Annotated in this window: 13 protein-coding genes and 1 tRNA gene; 7 read left to right on the top strand and 7 right to left on the bottom strand. The window is 71.8% G+C overall.

Going from position 1 to position 14,899, the window contains the following annotated elements:
• Positions 1-19: 19 nt before the first annotated feature.
• A tRNA-Leu gene (locus tag ACFCLZ_RS19505) sits at positions 20-103 on the bottom strand.
• A 416-nt stretch (positions 104-519) separates the two neighbouring features.
• Here ACFCLZ_RS19505 and ACFCLZ_RS19500 point away from each other — a divergent pair.
• From ACFCLZ_RS19500 to pknB, 6 genes are all read left to right on the top strand, one after another.
• Entirely contained in the window at positions 520-1,386 is an 867-nt protein-coding gene (locus ACFCLZ_RS19500; protein WP_380277669.1) for an FhaA domain-containing protein, read from the top strand.
• Between the two features lie 13 nt (positions 1,387-1,399).
• A complete protein-coding gene (locus ACFCLZ_RS19495) occupies positions 1,400-1,951 on the top strand; it encodes an FHA domain-containing protein (protein ID WP_380277667.1) in 552 nt (183 codons plus the stop codon).
• A gap of 53 nt (positions 1,952-2,004) precedes the next feature.
• Positions 2,005-3,639 carry a PP2C family protein-serine/threonine phosphatase gene (locus ACFCLZ_RS19490; protein WP_380277666.1) on the top strand — a complete coding sequence of 545 codons (1,635 nt, stop codon included), beginning with the start codon at positions 2,005-2,007 and terminating at the stop codon, positions 3,637-3,639.
• 112 nt (positions 3,640-3,751) lie between these two features.
• On the top strand, positions 3,752-5,173 hold the full coding sequence (locus ACFCLZ_RS19485) for an FtsW/RodA/SpoVE family cell cycle protein (RefSeq protein WP_380286219.1): 1,422 nt from the start codon (positions 3,752-3,754) through the stop codon (positions 5,171-5,173).
• Entirely contained in the window at positions 5,170-6,627 is a 1,458-nt protein-coding gene (locus ACFCLZ_RS19480) for a peptidoglycan D,D-transpeptidase FtsI family protein (RefSeq protein WP_380277664.1), read from the top strand. The genes ACFCLZ_RS19485 and ACFCLZ_RS19480 overlap by 4 nt, the downstream gene beginning before the upstream one ends.
• 261 nt (positions 6,628-6,888) lie before the next feature.
• Complete coding sequence (gene pknB, locus ACFCLZ_RS19475; RefSeq protein ID WP_380277662.1) at positions 6,889-9,051, top strand: Stk1 family PASTA domain-containing Ser/Thr kinase; 2,163 nt, start codon at positions 6,889-6,891, stop codon at positions 9,049-9,051.
• Positions 9,052-9,200: 149 nt separating this feature from the next.
• On the opposite strand, the gene ACFCLZ_RS19470 is transcribed toward pknB, so the two are convergent.
• The 5 genes from ACFCLZ_RS19470 to ACFCLZ_RS19450 form a co-directional block, all read right to left on the bottom strand.
• A complete protein-coding gene (locus ACFCLZ_RS19470) occupies positions 9,201-10,076 on the bottom strand; it encodes a class E sortase (RefSeq protein WP_380277660.1) in 876 nt (291 codons plus the stop codon).
• Positions 10,077-10,107: 31 nt separating this feature from the next.
• Complete coding sequence (locus ACFCLZ_RS19465; protein ID WP_380277658.1) at positions 10,108-11,379, bottom strand: class E sortase; 1,272 nt, start codon at positions 11,377-11,379, stop codon at positions 10,108-10,110.
• Between the two features lie 5 nt (positions 11,380-11,384).
• The gene (locus ACFCLZ_RS19460) at positions 11,385-12,032 is read right to left on the bottom strand and encodes an aminodeoxychorismate/anthranilate synthase component II (RefSeq protein ID WP_380286218.1); all 648 of its coding nucleotides are present in this window, start codon (positions 12,030-12,032) and stop codon (positions 11,385-11,387) included.
• Positions 12,033-12,102: 70 nt separating this feature from the next.
• On the bottom strand, positions 12,103-12,282 hold the full coding sequence (locus ACFCLZ_RS19455) for a hypothetical protein (RefSeq protein WP_355362472.1): 180 nt from the start codon (positions 12,280-12,282) through the stop codon (positions 12,103-12,105).
• Between the two features lie 89 nt (positions 12,283-12,371).
• On the bottom strand, positions 12,372-13,133 hold the full coding sequence (locus tag ACFCLZ_RS19450) for a DUF881 domain-containing protein (RefSeq protein ID WP_380277656.1): 762 nt from the start codon (positions 13,131-13,133) through the stop codon (positions 12,372-12,374).
• A gap of 114 nt (positions 13,134-13,247) precedes the next feature.
• Between ACFCLZ_RS19450 and crgA the strand changes: the two genes are divergently transcribed.
• A complete protein-coding gene (crgA, locus tag ACFCLZ_RS19445; protein ID WP_380277654.1) occupies positions 13,248-13,496 on the top strand; it encodes a cell division protein CrgA in 249 nt (82 codons plus the stop codon).
• Positions 13,497-13,860: 364 nt separating this feature from the next.
• Here crgA and ACFCLZ_RS19440 read toward each other — a convergent pair whose 3' ends face one another.
• The gene (locus tag ACFCLZ_RS19440) at positions 13,861-14,769 is read right to left on the bottom strand and encodes a rhomboid family intramembrane serine protease (RefSeq protein WP_380277652.1); all 909 of its coding nucleotides are present in this window, start codon (positions 14,767-14,769) and stop codon (positions 13,861-13,863) included.
• Positions 14,770-14,899: the final 130 nt, after the last annotated feature.

Genomic DNA, 14,899 nt, shown 5'->3' with positions numbered 1-14,899 from the left:
GATCTGCGGGGCTTCGCTGTGCGCGAGGGGGGAGTTGAACCCCCACGCCCTTTCGGGCACTGGAACCTGAATCCAGCGCGTCTGCCTATTCCGCCACCCGCGCATGGGTGTTTTCACCGCTTGCCGGTCGATCAGCCGTCCCGCTCGGTACCATGTGGCCTTCGCGGTTCTTCGATCGGGCCACCCGGTGGGCGCCCCTTCCGACGTGGAAAACAGTAGCACGACCTGCGGGTCACCTCCGAATCCGTTCCCCGGGGCACCCGGGCGCATCCGAACGGATGCCCGGCGAACAGGCGAGCGAAGGACGGCGGCCCCGCCGGGCGGGTGGCCCTGGCATGTTGCCGCCCGCATGCGTCACCCTGTGTGTCCGAGCCCACCCCCGGGCACCACGTGTTCCGGGAACCGTACGGATGGCCCCGGCGTGGATACGATCAGTACGGAAGTACCGCAAGTAGGCGTGATCGGTTCTCCGGAAACCGGTCGGCAGGCAGGCGAACGAACCCTGGAAGGGGGTGCCCCATGGGAGTGCTGAAGAAGTTCGAGCAGCGACTCGAGGGTCTCGTCAACGGCACCTTCGCCAAGGTGTTCAAGTCCGAGGTCCAGCCCGTGGAGATCGCCGGTGCGCTGCAGCGCGAGTGCGACAACAACGCCAGCATCTGGAACCGCGACCGCACCGTCGTGCCCAACGACTTCATCGTCGAGCTCAGCCCGCACGACCACGAGCGGCTGAGCCCCTACTCCGGGCAGTTGGGCAACGAGCTCGCCGGCATGGTCCGCGAGTACGCGGAGGCCCAGCGCTACAGCTTCATGGGCCCGCTCCAGGTGAACCTGGAGAAGGCCGAGGACCTCGACACCGGCCTGTACCGGGTGCGCAGCCGCACCCTCGCCGCGGAGGAGCCGCAGCAGCAGGCCCCCGCGCAGCCGACCCAGCCCGGCTACGGCCGCCCGCCGGCCGCCCCGGCCCCCGGCGCACCGTGGCAGCAGCCCGGCGCCGCCCCGTACGGTGCGCCCCCGCCGCCCGCCGCGCCTCCCGCGATGCCCCCCGGCCCGCCCGCACCGGCCGGCGGCAACGTGCGCCCGTTCCCGGGCGCCGGCCACGGCACCTCGGTCCGCCGCTGGATCGAGGTCAACGGCGCCCGCCACCAGATCTCCGGAAACGCCTGCGTGCTCGGCCGCTCCACCGAGGCGGACGTCCGCATCGACGACCCCGGGGTCTCCCGCAAGCACGCCGAGATCCGCCCCGGCACCCCCTCGATGGTGCTGGACCTGGGGTCCACCAACGGCATCGTGGTGGACGGGCAGCACACCCAGCGCGCTACGCTCCGCGACGGCTCTCGAATCGTCGTGGGCTCCACCACCATCGTCTACCGACAGGTCGAAGGGTAGAGCGGGCGCGGTTATGTCAGAACTGACCCTCACGGTCATGCGGCTGGGTTTCCTGGCCGTGCTGTGGCTGTTCGTGATCGTCGCGGTGCAGGTGATCCGCAGCGATCTGTTCGGGACCCGGGTGAACCCGCGGGCCTCCCGCCGGGGCGGCGGTTCCGCCGCACCAGCCCCCCCTGCCGCCGCCGGAGCGGCCGGAGCCGCCGGGCGCGCCCCGCAGGGCCAGCCGGCCCCGGGCGGGCCGCCGACCCAGGGCGGCGGGCGCCGCCGCGGCGCCCCGACCCAGCTCGTCGTGGTGCAGGGCTCGCTGGCCGGGACCACCGTGGCGCTGCAGGGCCAGACCATCACGCTCGGCCGGGCCCACGACTCCACCATCGTGCTGGACGACGACTACGCGTCCTCCCGGCATGCCAGGATCTATCCCGACCAGACTGGGCAGTGGACGGTGGAGGATCTAGGCTCCACCAACGGCACCTATCTGGACCGTCAGCGCCTGACCGCGCCGACCCCGCTCCAGCCGGGCATGCCGATCCGTATCGGCAGGACCGTCATCGAACTGCGGAAGTAGTAGCGCATGAGGGACAGCATCCCGTCCATGACCCAGAGGGGGGCACAGGTCGCATGACCCTGGTGCTGCGCTTCGCCGCCGGCTCCCACAAGGGACTGATCCGGGAGGGGAACGAGGACTCCGGCTATGCCGGCCCGCGGCTGCTGGCCGTGGCCGACGGCATGGGCGGCGCGGCGGCCGGTGAGGTCGCGTCCTCCGAGGTGCTCGGCTCGATCGTCCGGCTGGACGAGGACGTGCCGGGCGCCGACCTGCTGACCCTGCTCGGCGACGCGGTCCAGGGCGCCAACGACCGGCTCCGCCAGATGGTCGAGGAGGATCCGCAGCTCGAAGGCATGGGCTGCACCCTCACCGCGATGCTCTGGACCGGCCAGCGGATGGGCCTGGTGCACGTCGGCGACTCGCGCGCCTACCTGCTGCGGGACGGCGCGCTGGTGCAGATCACCCAGGACCACACCTGGGTGCAGCGGCTGGTCGACGAGGGGCGGATCACGCCCGAGGAGGCCGAGACCCACCCGCAGCGCTCGCTGCTGATGCGCGCCCTGGACGGCCGCGGCCAGGTCGAGCCCGACCTGTCGATCCGCGAGGTCCGGGCCGGCGACCGCTACCTGATCTGCTCCGACGGCCTCTCCGGCCCGGTCAGCCACCAGACCCTCCAGGACACCCTGGGCAGCTTCTACGCGCCCGAGCAGACCGTGCAGGAGCTGATCCAGCTCGCCCTGCGCGGCGGCGGCCCGGACAACATCACCTGCATCGTGGCGGACGTCCTCGACGTCGGCGCCACGGACACCCTGAGCGGCCAGTTCAACGACGTGCCGGTGGTGGTCGGCGCGGTCGCCGAGACCCCGCCGTCCTCGTCCGCCGCCGACCGCTCGATCGCGGACACCCCGGCCGGCCGCGCCGCCGGACTGGGCCGAGGCCCGCAGGGCGCCTTCGGCCCCGCCGAGGGCTACGGCGCCGGCCGCCCCGACGGCCGGGGCGGCTTCGGACCGGCCGAGGGCTTCCCGGACGGCCGCGGCGGCGAACCCCCGGTCTACGGGAGCGAGGACTTCGACGACGAGGCGCCCCGCAAGAAGCGCCGGAGCCGGGCGCTGACGTTCTCGCTGGTGGGCCTGGTCACGGTGGGCCTGCTCGGCGCGGGCGGCTTCTTCGGCTACCAGTGGACCCAGAGCCAGTACTACGTCGGCGCCGAGGACGACCACGTCGCCGTCTACCAGGGCGTCAACCAGAGCCTGGCGGGACTGAACCTGTCCTCGGTGCACACGCCGTACAAGGACATCGAACTCAAGTACCTGCCGCAGGACCAGCGCACCCACGTCACCAACACCATCTCGGCGACCAGCCTCGACGACGCCGACGACAAGGTGAAGAAGCTGGGCGAGCAGGCCGCGCTCTGCAAGAAGGTCGCCGACGTCCGGGCCGCGGCCGCCAACCCGGCCGCCCAGCAGGCCGCCGGGACGGTGGCGACGCACGCCGGGTTCGTGACGGCCACCACGCCGCCCAGCCCGTCCACCACCGGCCGCGCCCCGGCGGCCGGCGTCCCCACGACCGCGCCGGTCCCGGCCCCGAGCGCCACCGCCCCGGCCGCCACGCCCGGCCAGGGCACCGCGGCCCCCGCGGCCCCGCAGGGCGACCTGCCCGGCCTGACCGACGAGGAGCGGCAGCGCGCCGACTCCTGCCCGAAGCCGTGATGGACGCGACCCGACATACGCCCGCCCGGCGCGGACCCGCCGGCCGTCAGGGAGCGGCTACGACGTGAGTACCTTCGATGTGAGCAGCGACGCCAACCACCGGGATGCCGGTGTGCCGGCCGACCGCGCGTCCTCGCGGCGCCGCCGCAACACCACCATCTCGCCGCAGGCCACGCCCAACCGGCGCAACACCGAACTGGCGATGCTCGCCTTCGCGGTGGTGCTGCCCGTCCTGGCGTACGCCAACGTGGGCCTGGCGATGGACGGCAAACTGCCGACCGGCATGCTCGGCTACGGCCTGGGCATGGGCGCCCTCGCGCTGATCGCGCACCTGCTGATGCGCAAGTTCGCGCCCTACGCGGACCCGCTGATGCTGCCCATCGCCACCCTGCTGAACGGGCTCGGCCTGGTGATGATCTGGCGGCTCGACAAGGCCGGGCCGCTGATACACAACAACTTCCCGGCCGCCGCCAACCAGCTGATGTGGTCGGGCCTGGGCATCGCGTTCTTCATCGTGGTGATGGTCTTCCTGAAGGACCACCGCGTCCTCCAGCGCTACACCTACATCTCGATGGCGGTGGCCCTGGTGCTGCTCGCCGCGCCGGCGTTCTTCCCGGAGCGCAGGGAGGACTTCGGCGCCAAGATCTGGATCCGGATGGGCTCCTTCTCCATCCAGCCCGGTGAGTTCGCCAAGATCATCCTGACCGTGTTCTTCGCCGGCTACCTGATGGTCAAGCGGGACGCCCTGGCACTGGCCAGCCGCCGCTTCATGGGCCTGTACCTGCCGCGCGGCCGCGACCTCGGCCCGATCATCGTGATCTGGCTGCTCAGCCTGCTCATCCTGATCTTCGAGAACGACCTCGGCTCGTCCTTCCTGTACTTCGGCCTCTTCGTGGTGATGCTCTACGTCGCCACCGAGCGGACCAGCTGGATCGTCTTCGGCCTGCTGATGTCGGTCGGCGGCGCGGTCGCGGTGGCCTCCACCACCAGCCACGTGAAGACCCGCATCGACGCCTGGCTGGACCCGATGGCCGCCTTCGGGCCCAACCACCCGGACAACGCCACCGAGCAGATCGGCCAGGCGCTGATGTCCTTCGGCTCCGGCGGGGTGACCGGCTCCGGCCTCGGCCAGGGCCGCTCCTGGCTGATCGACTTCGCCGCCAAGAGCGACTTCATCCTCGGCTCCTTCGGCGAGGAGCTGGGCCTCACCGGCATGATGGCGATCTTCATGCTGTACGCCCTGCTGATCCAGCGCGGCCTGCGCACCGCGGTCGCCGCCCGCGACCCGTTCGGCAAGCTCTTCGCCGTCGGCCTCTCCTCGGCGATGGCCCTGCAGGTCTTCGTGGTCGCCGGCGGTGTCACCGGCCTGATCCCGCTGACCGGTATGACCATGCCGTTCCTCGCCCAGGGCGGCTCCTCGGTGGTCGCCAACTGGGCGCTGGTCGCCATCCTGCTGAAGATCAGCGACAACGCCCGCCGCCCCGGGGTGGAACCCACCCCCACACCCGAGATCCAGGGGGGTACCGCCTCGTGAACAAGCCGATCCGCCGGGTCTCGATCTTCTGCCTCGTCCTGATCCTGGCCCTCATGGTGCGCACCAACTGGATCCAGGGCGTGCAGGCCGACGCCTGGGCCAGCAACAAGTACAACAAGCGCCAGGTCTACGACCGCTACGCCTACCCGCGCGGCAACATCATCGTCGACGGCCAGCCGATCACCCAGTCCACCTTCGTGAACGGCCTGCGCTACAAGTACAAGCGGTCCTGGACCGACCCCCTGATGTACGCCCCGGTGACCGGCTACTCCTCGCAGGCCTTCGGCTCCAGCCAGCTGGAGCAGTTGGAGGACGGCATCCTCTCCGGCAGCGACGACCGGCTGTTCTTCCGCAACACCCTGGACATGCTGACCGGCGAGCAGAAGCGCGGCGGCGACGTCGTCACCACGATCAACTCCAAGGCCCAGAAGGCCGCCTTCGACGGGCTCGGCAACAAGAAGGGCGCCGCCGTCGCGATCGACCCGAAGACCGGCGCGATCCTCGCCCTGGTCTCCACGCCGTCCTACGACCCGGCCAGCTTCGCCGGCAACGAGAAGTCGGACGAAAAGGCCTGGACCGACCTCAACGCCGACCCGAACAAGCCGATGCTCAACCGCGCGCTGCGCGAGACGTACCCGCCCGGCTCGACCTTCAAGCTGGTCACCGCGGCGGCGGCGTTCGAGAACGGCCTGTACCAGAACATCGACGACCAGACCCAGACCCCGGACCCGTACACCCTGCCGGGCACCAGCTTCGTGCTGAAGAACGAGTCCGACCGGGAGCTGTGCGGCAACGCCACGATCAAGTCCGGCATGGACCAGTCCTGCAACACCGTCTTCGCCAAGATGGGCGCCGACCTGGGCAAGGACAAGATGCGGGTGCAGGCCGAGAAGTTCGGCTTCAACAGCACCGTGGACACCCCGATCCGCTCCGAGAAGAGCGTCTACCCGTCCAACTCCACCCCGGACGGCACCGCCCAGGACTCGATCGGCCAGCACGACACCCAGGCCACCCCGCTGCAGATGGCGATGGTCTCCGCGGCGATCGCCAACAACGGCACGCTGATGCAGCCCTACCTGGTCGAAGAGGAGCGCTCCGCCTCGCTGACCACCATCTCCAAGCACACCGACAAGCAGTTCTCCCAGCCGGTCAGCCCGGCCACCGCGCAGAAGCTCCAGGACCTCATGGTCTCGGTCGTCGAGAACGGCACCGGCAAGAACGCCAAGATCCCCGGCCTGACGGTCGGCGGCAAGACCGGCACCGCCCAGCACGGCGAGGGCAACGCGGGCCTGCCGTTCGCCTGGTTCACCTCCTACGCCAAGGCCTCCGACGGCCGCTCGGTCGCGGTCGCGGTGGTCGTCGAGGACGGCTCCAACAACCGCGACGGCATCAGCGGCGGCCGGCTCGCCGCGCCGATCGCCAAGTCGGTGATGCAGGCCGTCCTGGGCAAGTGACGGCATGCGTCCACGGGTGAGGGAAATGTCACGATCGGCACCCCTGTCCGGATACCGGTCTGATATCGGCCTGCGGCCGACTCGGGTCCGACCCGGTCCGACCGGTAGCGTATCCGCAGCAACGGGTGTACCCGTTGCCGTCCGCGCGGTGCCGGACGGTCCTGATCGCAGAACCACCCGGGGCCCGGACGGCGTCACACGGAGCATGTGGGGACACCTACGTCATAACCTCACCGGCGGGTGAGGGAGAGGGTCGGAACTATGGAAGAGCCTCGTCGCCTCGGCGGCAGGTACGAGCTCGGCGGCGTCCTCGGACGCGGCGGCATGGCCGAGGTGTACCTCGCCCATGACACCCGGCTCGGCCGTTCCGTCGCCGTGAAGACGCTCCGGGCCGACATGGCCCGTGATCCGTCGTTCCAGGCCCGCTTCCGCCGCGAGGCGCAGTCCGCGGCGTCACTGAACCACCCCGCGATCGTCGCCGTGTACGACACCGGCGAGGACTACATCGACGGCATCTCCATCCCGTACATCGTGATGGAGTACGTCGAGGGCTCCACCCTGCGCGAGCTGCTGCACTCCGGCCGCCGGCTGCTGCCGGAGCGGGCGCTGGAGATGACCATCGGCATCCTCCAGGCCCTGGAGTACTCGCACCGGGCCGGCATCGTGCACCGCGACATCAAGCCCGCCAACGTCATGCTGACCCGGCAGGGCAACGTCAAGGTGATGGACTTCGGCATCGCCCGCGCGATGGGCGACGCCGGCATGACGATGACGCAGACCTCCGCCGTCATCGGCACCGCCCAGTACCTCTCCCCGGAGCAGGCCAAGGGCGAGCAGGTGGACGCCCGCTCCGACCTCTACTCCACCGGCTGCCTGCTCTACGAGCTGCTCACCGTCCGCCCCCCGTTCGTCGGCGACTCCCCCGTGGCGGTCGCCTACCAGCACGTCCGGGAGGAGGCGCAGCCGCCGTCCGTCTTCGACCCCGAGGTCCGCCCCGAGGTCGACGCGATCGTGCTCAAGGCGCTCGCCAAGGACCGCGACTACCGCTACCAGAGCGCCGACGAGATGCGCGACGACATCGAGCGCTTCCTCGACGGCCTGCCGGTGGCCGCCGCCCAGCAGGCCGCCGCGTACGGCATGGGCGCGGGGTACGGCTACGACCAGAACGGCTACCCGCAGCAGCACGACCCGTACGGCCAGACCAACGTGCTGCCGCAGCAGGCCCCCGGCGGTCCGACCACCGTCCTGCCGCAGGCCGCCCCGGCCGGCTACCCCGCCCAGCCGCAGGCCGGCGGCTACGACGACGGCTACGGCCAGACCTACGCCGGCGCCCCGGGCGGCGGCAACGACGGCTACGACGACGGCTACGGCCGCGGCGGCCGGCGCGGCGAGGAGCCGCCGAAGAAGAGCAACACCTCCTGGATCGTGCTGGCGGTCGCCGCCGTGCTGGTCCTGGTCGGCACCTTCTTCGTGGCCCAGGCGATGTTCGGCAACAAGGGCGGCGACAAGAAGGAGGCACCGCAGATCGCGGTGCCCAACCTGGTCGGCAAGACCCTGGCGGACGCCAGGACGGCCGCCACGCAGGCCGGTCCCAAGCTGGTGGTCACCGAGGGCGAGAAGATCGCCTGCCCGGACGCCAACGTCAAGAAGGACCAGGTCTGCACGCAGAACCCGGCGGTCGGCGGCCAGGTGGCCGAGACCGCCACGATCACCGTGCAGCTGTCCTCCGGCCCGGCCAAGGCCACCGTGCCGGGCGTGGTCGGCAAGACCAAGGACCAGGCCCTCAAGGCGCTCACCGACGCCGGCTTCACCAACGTCACGAGCGAGTACAAGGACGACGACAACGCCCCGCTGGACCAGGTCGTGGCCCAGGACCCGGCCAGCGGCGGCGCCGACCCGACCGCCCCGGTCAAGCTGACCGTCTCGCAGGGCAAGGCCAAGATCAACGTGCCGAGCGTGGTCGGCCAGCAGAAGGAGGCCGCGCAGGCCGCGCTGGAGGGCGCGGGCTTCCAGGTGGACGCCTCGAAGACGGCGCAGACCACCGACCCGACCAAGGTCAACACGGTGGCCTCGCAGAACCCGGCGGGCGGCAAGCAGCCGGCCAACACCAAGATCACCCTGACCATCTTCAAGGCGCCGGACAAGGTCACCGTCCCGCCGCTGCAGAACGTCACGCTGAAGGAAGCCATCGCGAAGCTGGAGAGCCTGGGCCTGAAGTACACCGTCACCAGTGGCCCGCAGGACCCGAACGCGATCGTCCTCGCCTCGACCCCGGCCGCCGGGACGCAGGTGGACCCGAGCACCGCGGTCGGGCTGATGACCAAGGCGGTCGACCCGCCCAAAGGGAACGACACACCCACCCTCCCCGGGATCCCCGGTTTCCCCAACCCCACGAACACCAAAGGGGGACCCAACAACAACTAGGCCCTGGTTCCCCTGGTCCTGAGTCCCTCAGCACCGGGCCGGCCGGCCGGGTTGTCCCCCGGAAACGCCCGAGGGCCCGTCGACACCGCGTCGACGGGCCCTCGGGCGTTTCCGGTGCGCCCCCGCGTTCCCCGGCCCTCTCGGGGGCCTCAGCCGCGCCGCAGCTCGGCGGGCGGGGTGCGCTTGGCGTCCATGTCGTCCACCCGCACCAGGCTCCCCCAGACCGCCATCCGGTAGCGCGAGGTGTAGACCGGGGTGCAGGTGGTCAGCGTGATGTACCGGCCGGGCTCGGTGTAGCCCGAGCCCTTCGGCACCGGGGCGACGATGCCGGTGTCGAACTTGGTGGTCTCCGGCAGGGTGCTGTCGACCCGGTAGACGTACCACTTGTCCCGGGTCTCGACGACGATCGGGTCACCCTTGTGCAGGGCGTCGAGGTCGTGGAACTTCGCCCCGTGCCCGTCCCGGTGGGCGGCCAGCGCGAAGTTGCCGGACGCGTCCCAGGGCATCGCCGCACGGTAGGGCTGCTCGTAGACCCCGGCGACGCCCTCGGCCAGGGTGTCGGCGTCGGTGCCCATCCGGATCAGCACCTGGTAGTTCCGGCCCATCGCGGGGACGTGCAGGAAGCCGACGCCCGTGCCCGCCGCGAGGGCCGTGCCGGTGCCGCCCGCGCCGGACGTCGGACCGCCGCCGGGCACCGGGGCGCCCGGGGCGTTTGGGGCGTTCGGGTCGCCCTGGGCGGCCGGACCGGACGGGGAGCCGGACGGGAGGGCGGCCGGTCCGCCGGCCGCCCAGGAGTCGCGCAGCTGGTCGGAGGCCGCCGCGGCGGAGCGGTCCGCCAGCACGTCGGTCCACCAGAGCGAGTAGGTGACGAACAGGCCGAGCACCAGGCCGAGGGTGATCAGCAGCTCGCCGAGGAGCCCCAGTACGGCCAGCGCCCGCCCGCGCCGCGGCGGCCGGCCGGTCCGGGCCTGCGGCCCGGGCTGCGGGAAGGCCTCCTCGGCCACCGCTTCGGTCTCCTGCGTCACGTCTCTCCCCTTGCTACTCGCCCGCTCGCGGTCAGCCTCCCGTGAGGGCGGCCGGCTTGCCCTGGCTGCGCGGCCGTTCCTCGATCATCTTGCCAAAGACGATCAGCCGGTACTTCGAACTGAACTCCGGCGTGCACGTGGTCAGCGTGATGTAGCGGCCCGCGCCGCCGTACCCGGCGCCGTTCGGCACCGGCTTGATCACGCTCACGTTGGACGGCGGGGTCTCCGGGATGCCACCGGTGACCTCGTAGGTGTAGTACGCGGTCGCGGTCTCCACCACGATCCGGTCGCCCTTGCCGAGCTGGTTGATCCGCCGGAACGGCTCGCCGTGGGTGTTGCGGTGCGCGGCCAGCGCGAAGTTGCCCGCCTTGTCGGCCGGCATGCCGGTCCCCGTGTAGTGCCCCACCAGGCCCTTGTCGAGCACCGCGCCCTTGGCGGTGCCCTCGGCGATCGGGAACTTCTGGCCGAGCTTCGGCAGGTGGATGATCGCGAAGCCCTTGCCGGGCTCGAACGTCTCGGGTTTGGCCGGATCCGGGGCCGGCTGTCCCGCCGCCGGGGCCGGGGCGGCCGCGTCGAACTGCTCCTCCAGCTGGCTGCGGGCCCCGTCGGCGGCCGCGTCGGCCTGCACATTGGTCCACCAGAGCTGGTACGAGACGAAGAGCAGCATGACCAGGCCGAGGGTGATGCACAGCTCGCCGAGGAACCGGGCGAGGACCACCGCCACCGACTCCTTCGGGCGGGGCCGGTCCGCGGCGGCGGTCCGGGCGCCCCCGCGGCGCCGTCCGCGCCCCTGCGCGGCCCGGCGGCGCTCGGCCCGCCCGCCGGGGGCGGGCGGCGCCGCGGGGGCGCCCGCCACCGCGTCCATGGTGACCGTCTCGGCGGCGGCGAACACCGCCTGCTCCGTCCCGGGCGCGTCCGGGCTCTCCAGGTGCAGGCGGAGCGTCTCCTCCGCCCGCTCGGGCGCCACGGGGGACGCGGCCTGCTCGTAGACGCCCCAGCCGTCCTCGGCTCCGTACTGGCCCGCCCAGCCCTGGCTCTGGACCTGGCTCTGGCCCTGGGCCGGTTGGGCGGGGATGTAGCCGCCCTGCCGGAGCTGCTGCTCCTGGTACGGGTCGTACCCCTGGTACTGGCCCTGCTGGTACGGCCCCGGCGGGTACGGCGCCCCTTCGTGCGGACCGTACTGGCCGTACTGGCCCTGCTCGCCGTACTGCTCCTGCCGGTACGGGTGGTCCGCGGCCGGAGGGTGCTGCTGTCCGTACGCGCCGCCGCCCTGCGGGTCCGCCTCCGGACGCACCGCGGTCACGCCGCTCAGCCCCGGCCGATCACCGGGGCGAGCCCGGCCGACCGGTCGACGGCCTGCGGGTCGCCGCACTCGGCCAGCCAGTTGGCGAGCATCCGGTGACCGCCCTCGGTGAGCACCGACTCCGGGTGGAACTGCACGCCCTCCACCGCGAGGTCGCGGTGGCGCAGCCCCATGATCACGCCGCTTGCGGTGCGCGCGGTGACCACCAGCTCGTCCGGCACGGTGGCGGGTTCGACCGCCAGCGAGTGGTACCGGGTCGCGACGAGCGGCGAGGGCAGGCCGGCGAACACCCCGCCGTCCTCGTGCTCGACCGGCGAGGTCTTGCCGTGCAGCAGCTCGGGCGCCCGGCCGACCACGGCCCCGTAGGCCACCGCGATCGACTGCAGGCCCAGGCAGACGCCGAACACCGGCAGTCCGATCCGCGCGCAGTGGTGCACCATCTCGATGCAGACGCCGGCCTCCTCGGGGGCGCCCGGGCCGGGGGAGAGCAGCACCCCGTCGAAGCCGCCGTCGCCGTCGCGGCGCACCGCGTGCTCGACGGTCACCTCGTCGTTGCGGACCACCTCGCAGGTGGCGCCGAGCTGGTAGAGGTACTGGACCAGGTTGAAGACGAAGCTGTCGTAGTTGTCGACGACCAGGATGCGGGGCGGGATCGGCCGGGAGGTCATGGGCGCGCGTTCTCCGGTGGGTGCGGGGACTGGAGCGGGTGGCGGGGCCGCCGGGTCAGCCGACGGCGCCGTCGCCGTCTCCGTCCACTGTGACGTCGCCGAAGGGGAGGAGCGGTTCCGCCCACGGGAAGACGTAGGTGAAGAGGAGGTAGACGATCCCCAGCACGAGGAGCACCGAGACGACGGCCTTGACCAGGGTGTTCCCCGGCAGGTGACGCCAGATCCAGCCGTACATGGTGCTCCCTCGACGTAGCGGACTGGGGTCAAGACTAGACCCCGGCCCGTCACCGTCAGGTCCTTCCCGCCGGTCTACCGCCGGCCGGTCTACTGCTGGCCGGTGGCCGCGCGCAGGTCCGCCGTTCCCGAGTAGCCGGGCAGCGAGAGGTCGCCGCCCTCCTGCACCTTCCAGCCCAGTCCGTACGCCTGGACGTACTGCAGGTAGTTGCGGACCGTCGGGTCCGCCTCCACCGCGGCGCGCAGCGCGTCGGTCTTCCCGACCGCCTTGACCACGTACGGCGGCGAGTAGACCCGGCCCTGGAGCAGCAGGGTGTTGCCGACGCAGCGGACGGCGCTGGTGGAGATCAGCCGCTGGTCCATCACCTGGACGCCCTCGGCGCCGCCGCGCCACAGCGCGTTGACCACGGCCTGGATGTCCTGCTGGTGGATGACCAGGTCGTTGACGTCCGGCTCGCGCACCCCGGGGACGCGCGCGGTCGCGTTCGGCGGGGCGTCATTGAGGGTGACGGTGAGGCCGGGGCCCTGCAGCGGGTCCAGGGCGGCGGCCTGTTCCAGGGCGGTGAGCTGCGCGGCGTCGGCCGGGCTCCCCTGCCGGCCGGTGAGCCGCTGGGCCCGCTCCTGGAGCTCGGCGAGCTGGGCCTGGGACTGCTGGTTCTGGGCGCTGCGCTGCCTTATCACGTCGGAGAGGCTGAGCAGCGAGTTGTCGGTGCGCAGGTCGGTGCCGCGCGCCGTCTGCGCGCTGATGTAGAAGAGCAGTCCGGCGAGCGCGAAGACGGCGCAGGTCAGGGCACGTCCGACAATTCGGGTGCCGGAGCCGCGGGTAGGGGCCGGCCGAGGGGGAATCGACAAATTAGGCACCGTACCCTTATCTCCTTCGGACCCGCCGAACCACTACGCTAACGGACGCCGCCACACCACCGTGAACCCCTGCGCGGTCACAGCGCATCGACAGGAGAGCTCCTCGTGCCGAAGTCTCGACTCCGCAAGAAGTCCGACTACACCCCGCCGACCACGGCAACGGTGAAGATCAGCTCGGGCCGCAGCTGGGTTGCCCCGCTGATGCTGGCGATGTTCCTGATCGGCCTGGTCTGGATCGTCACCTACTACGTGACCAGCGGCAGCTGGCCGGTGGAGAGCTGGCGGAACTGGAACATCCTGGTGGGCTTCGGCTTCATCGCGGCGGGTTTCGGCGTCTCCACCCAGTGGAAGTGACGCCGGGGCTGCTGCCCTGAGCTCCTTCACCGCCGCCCCGGGCGGATCCGTCCGGGGCGGCTTCGTGGTGCGCCCGGACGGCGGACAGGCTCCGCGATGGCGCTCGCGATCATCTGCTCATCATGCTTATCCACATAGTTATCCACACTGGGGAAAAGTCGCACCGGCCTGTGGATAACTCACGCCGGGGGCGCTTTCCACCTCGCCGCGCGCCCTCGCTTCGCCCAGGGGATCCGCACAGCAGGACACGCGTAGAACAGGTGTCCGCCCCGGATTGTTCGCACGGCCTGTGCACAACCCCGCACATGCTGTGGACAACCGTGCGGGCACCGCACGCCCGTCCGTGCGGTCCGCCGCCGGCGGATCACCCGCCGTAGGCAGCCGTCCCGGCGAGCACCATCGCCAGCACCAGGCCGGCCACGCCCGCCAGCGTCAGCCCCTGCACCGCCGCCCGGTGGGCCCGCGGGGCGTACATCAGGCCGGCCGCGGTCAGCATCCCGGCGATCAGGCCGCCGAGGTGCGCGCGCCAGTCGATCCCCTGCACCGAGAAGGTGACGATCAGGTTGAACACCAGCAGCGCGATGATCGGCCCGAGCGGCGCCCGGACCCGGCGGTAGAGCACCACGGTCGCGCCCAGCAGGCCGAAGACCGCCCCAGAGGCGCCGAGCGAGCGCATCCCGTCCCCGGCCAGCAGGAAGGCGAAGGCACTGCCGGCCAGGCCGGAGAGCAGGTAGAGCGCGAGGAAACGGACCCGTCCAAGGGCCGCCTCCAGCTGCGGGCCGAGCACCCAGAGCACCAGCATGTTGGTGGCGATGTGCCAGGGCGCGGTGTGCAGGAACACGGCGGTCAGCAGCCGGTACCACTGGCCCGGGCCCTCGGCGACGCCGTTGGCGAACGGGTAGAACCGGTCGGGGGAGAAGCTGCGCAGTTCGAGGTCGAAGGCCAGCCAGGGCGTGAGCACGTAGGCGGCCAGCACGAAGACCACCAGGTTGACGCCGATCAGCGCCTTGGTGACCAGCGCGGCGTCCGTGGCCGGGCGCCCGCCGAAGCGGGTGGTCGCCCGCCGCACCTGGCGGCCGCCCTCGCTGACGCACTCCGGGCAGTGGAAGCCCACCGAGGCGTTCACCATGCACTGCGGGCAGATCGGCCGGCCGCAGCGCGAGCAGCCGATGCCGGTCTCCTGCTCGGGGTGCCGGTAGCAGCGCGACAGCCCGCTCCCGCCACCCGTCCCGGGGGTCGGGTCGATCGGCGGCCTCGGCTCGTCCGGGAGCATCGGCTATCCCCTTCTGCCACGACTTGCTGCGACGACACGTACGCGCTCCCGACGGGCACCCCCGCCGGAACCGCCAGCCTACTGCGGCCGCACACCCGACCGAGCGGCCCGTCCGGCCCCGGACCGCCCT

Origin of the sequence: Kitasatospora purpeofusca (assembly GCF_042691725.1) — a bacterium.
In the GTDB taxonomy this organism is placed as follows: Bacteria; Actinomycetota; Actinomycetes; order Streptomycetales; family Streptomycetaceae; genus Kitasatospora; species Kitasatospora purpeofusca_B.
Note: the sequence above shows the minus strand (reverse complement) of the source record. Positions and strands in the feature narration are given on the sequence as shown.

Excerpts from the sequence above, each read along its gene's own strand:
- ACFCLZ_RS19500 (WP_380277669.1), top strand. The coding sequence starts at position 520 with ATGGGAGTGCTGAAGAAGTTCGAGCAGCGACTCGAGGGTCTCGTCAAC.
- ACFCLZ_RS19495 (WP_380277667.1), top strand. The coding sequence starts at position 1,400 with ATGTCAGAACTGACCCTCACGGTCATGCGGCTGGGTTTCCTGGCCGTG.
- ACFCLZ_RS19490 (WP_380277666.1), top strand. The coding sequence starts at position 2,005 with ATGACCCTGGTGCTGCGCTTCGCCGCCGGCTCCCACAAGGGACTGATC.
- pknB (WP_380277662.1), top strand. The coding sequence starts at position 6,889 with ATGGAAGAGCCTCGTCGCCTCGGCGGCAGGTACGAGCTCGGCGGCGTC.
- ACFCLZ_RS19455 (WP_355362472.1), bottom strand. The coding sequence starts at position 12,282 with ATGTACGGCTGGATCTGGCGTCACCTGCCGGGGAACACCCTGGTCAAG.
- ACFCLZ_RS19440 (WP_380277652.1), bottom strand. The coding sequence starts at position 14,769 with ATGCTCCCGGACGAGCCGAGGCCGCCGATCGACCCGACCCCCGGGACG.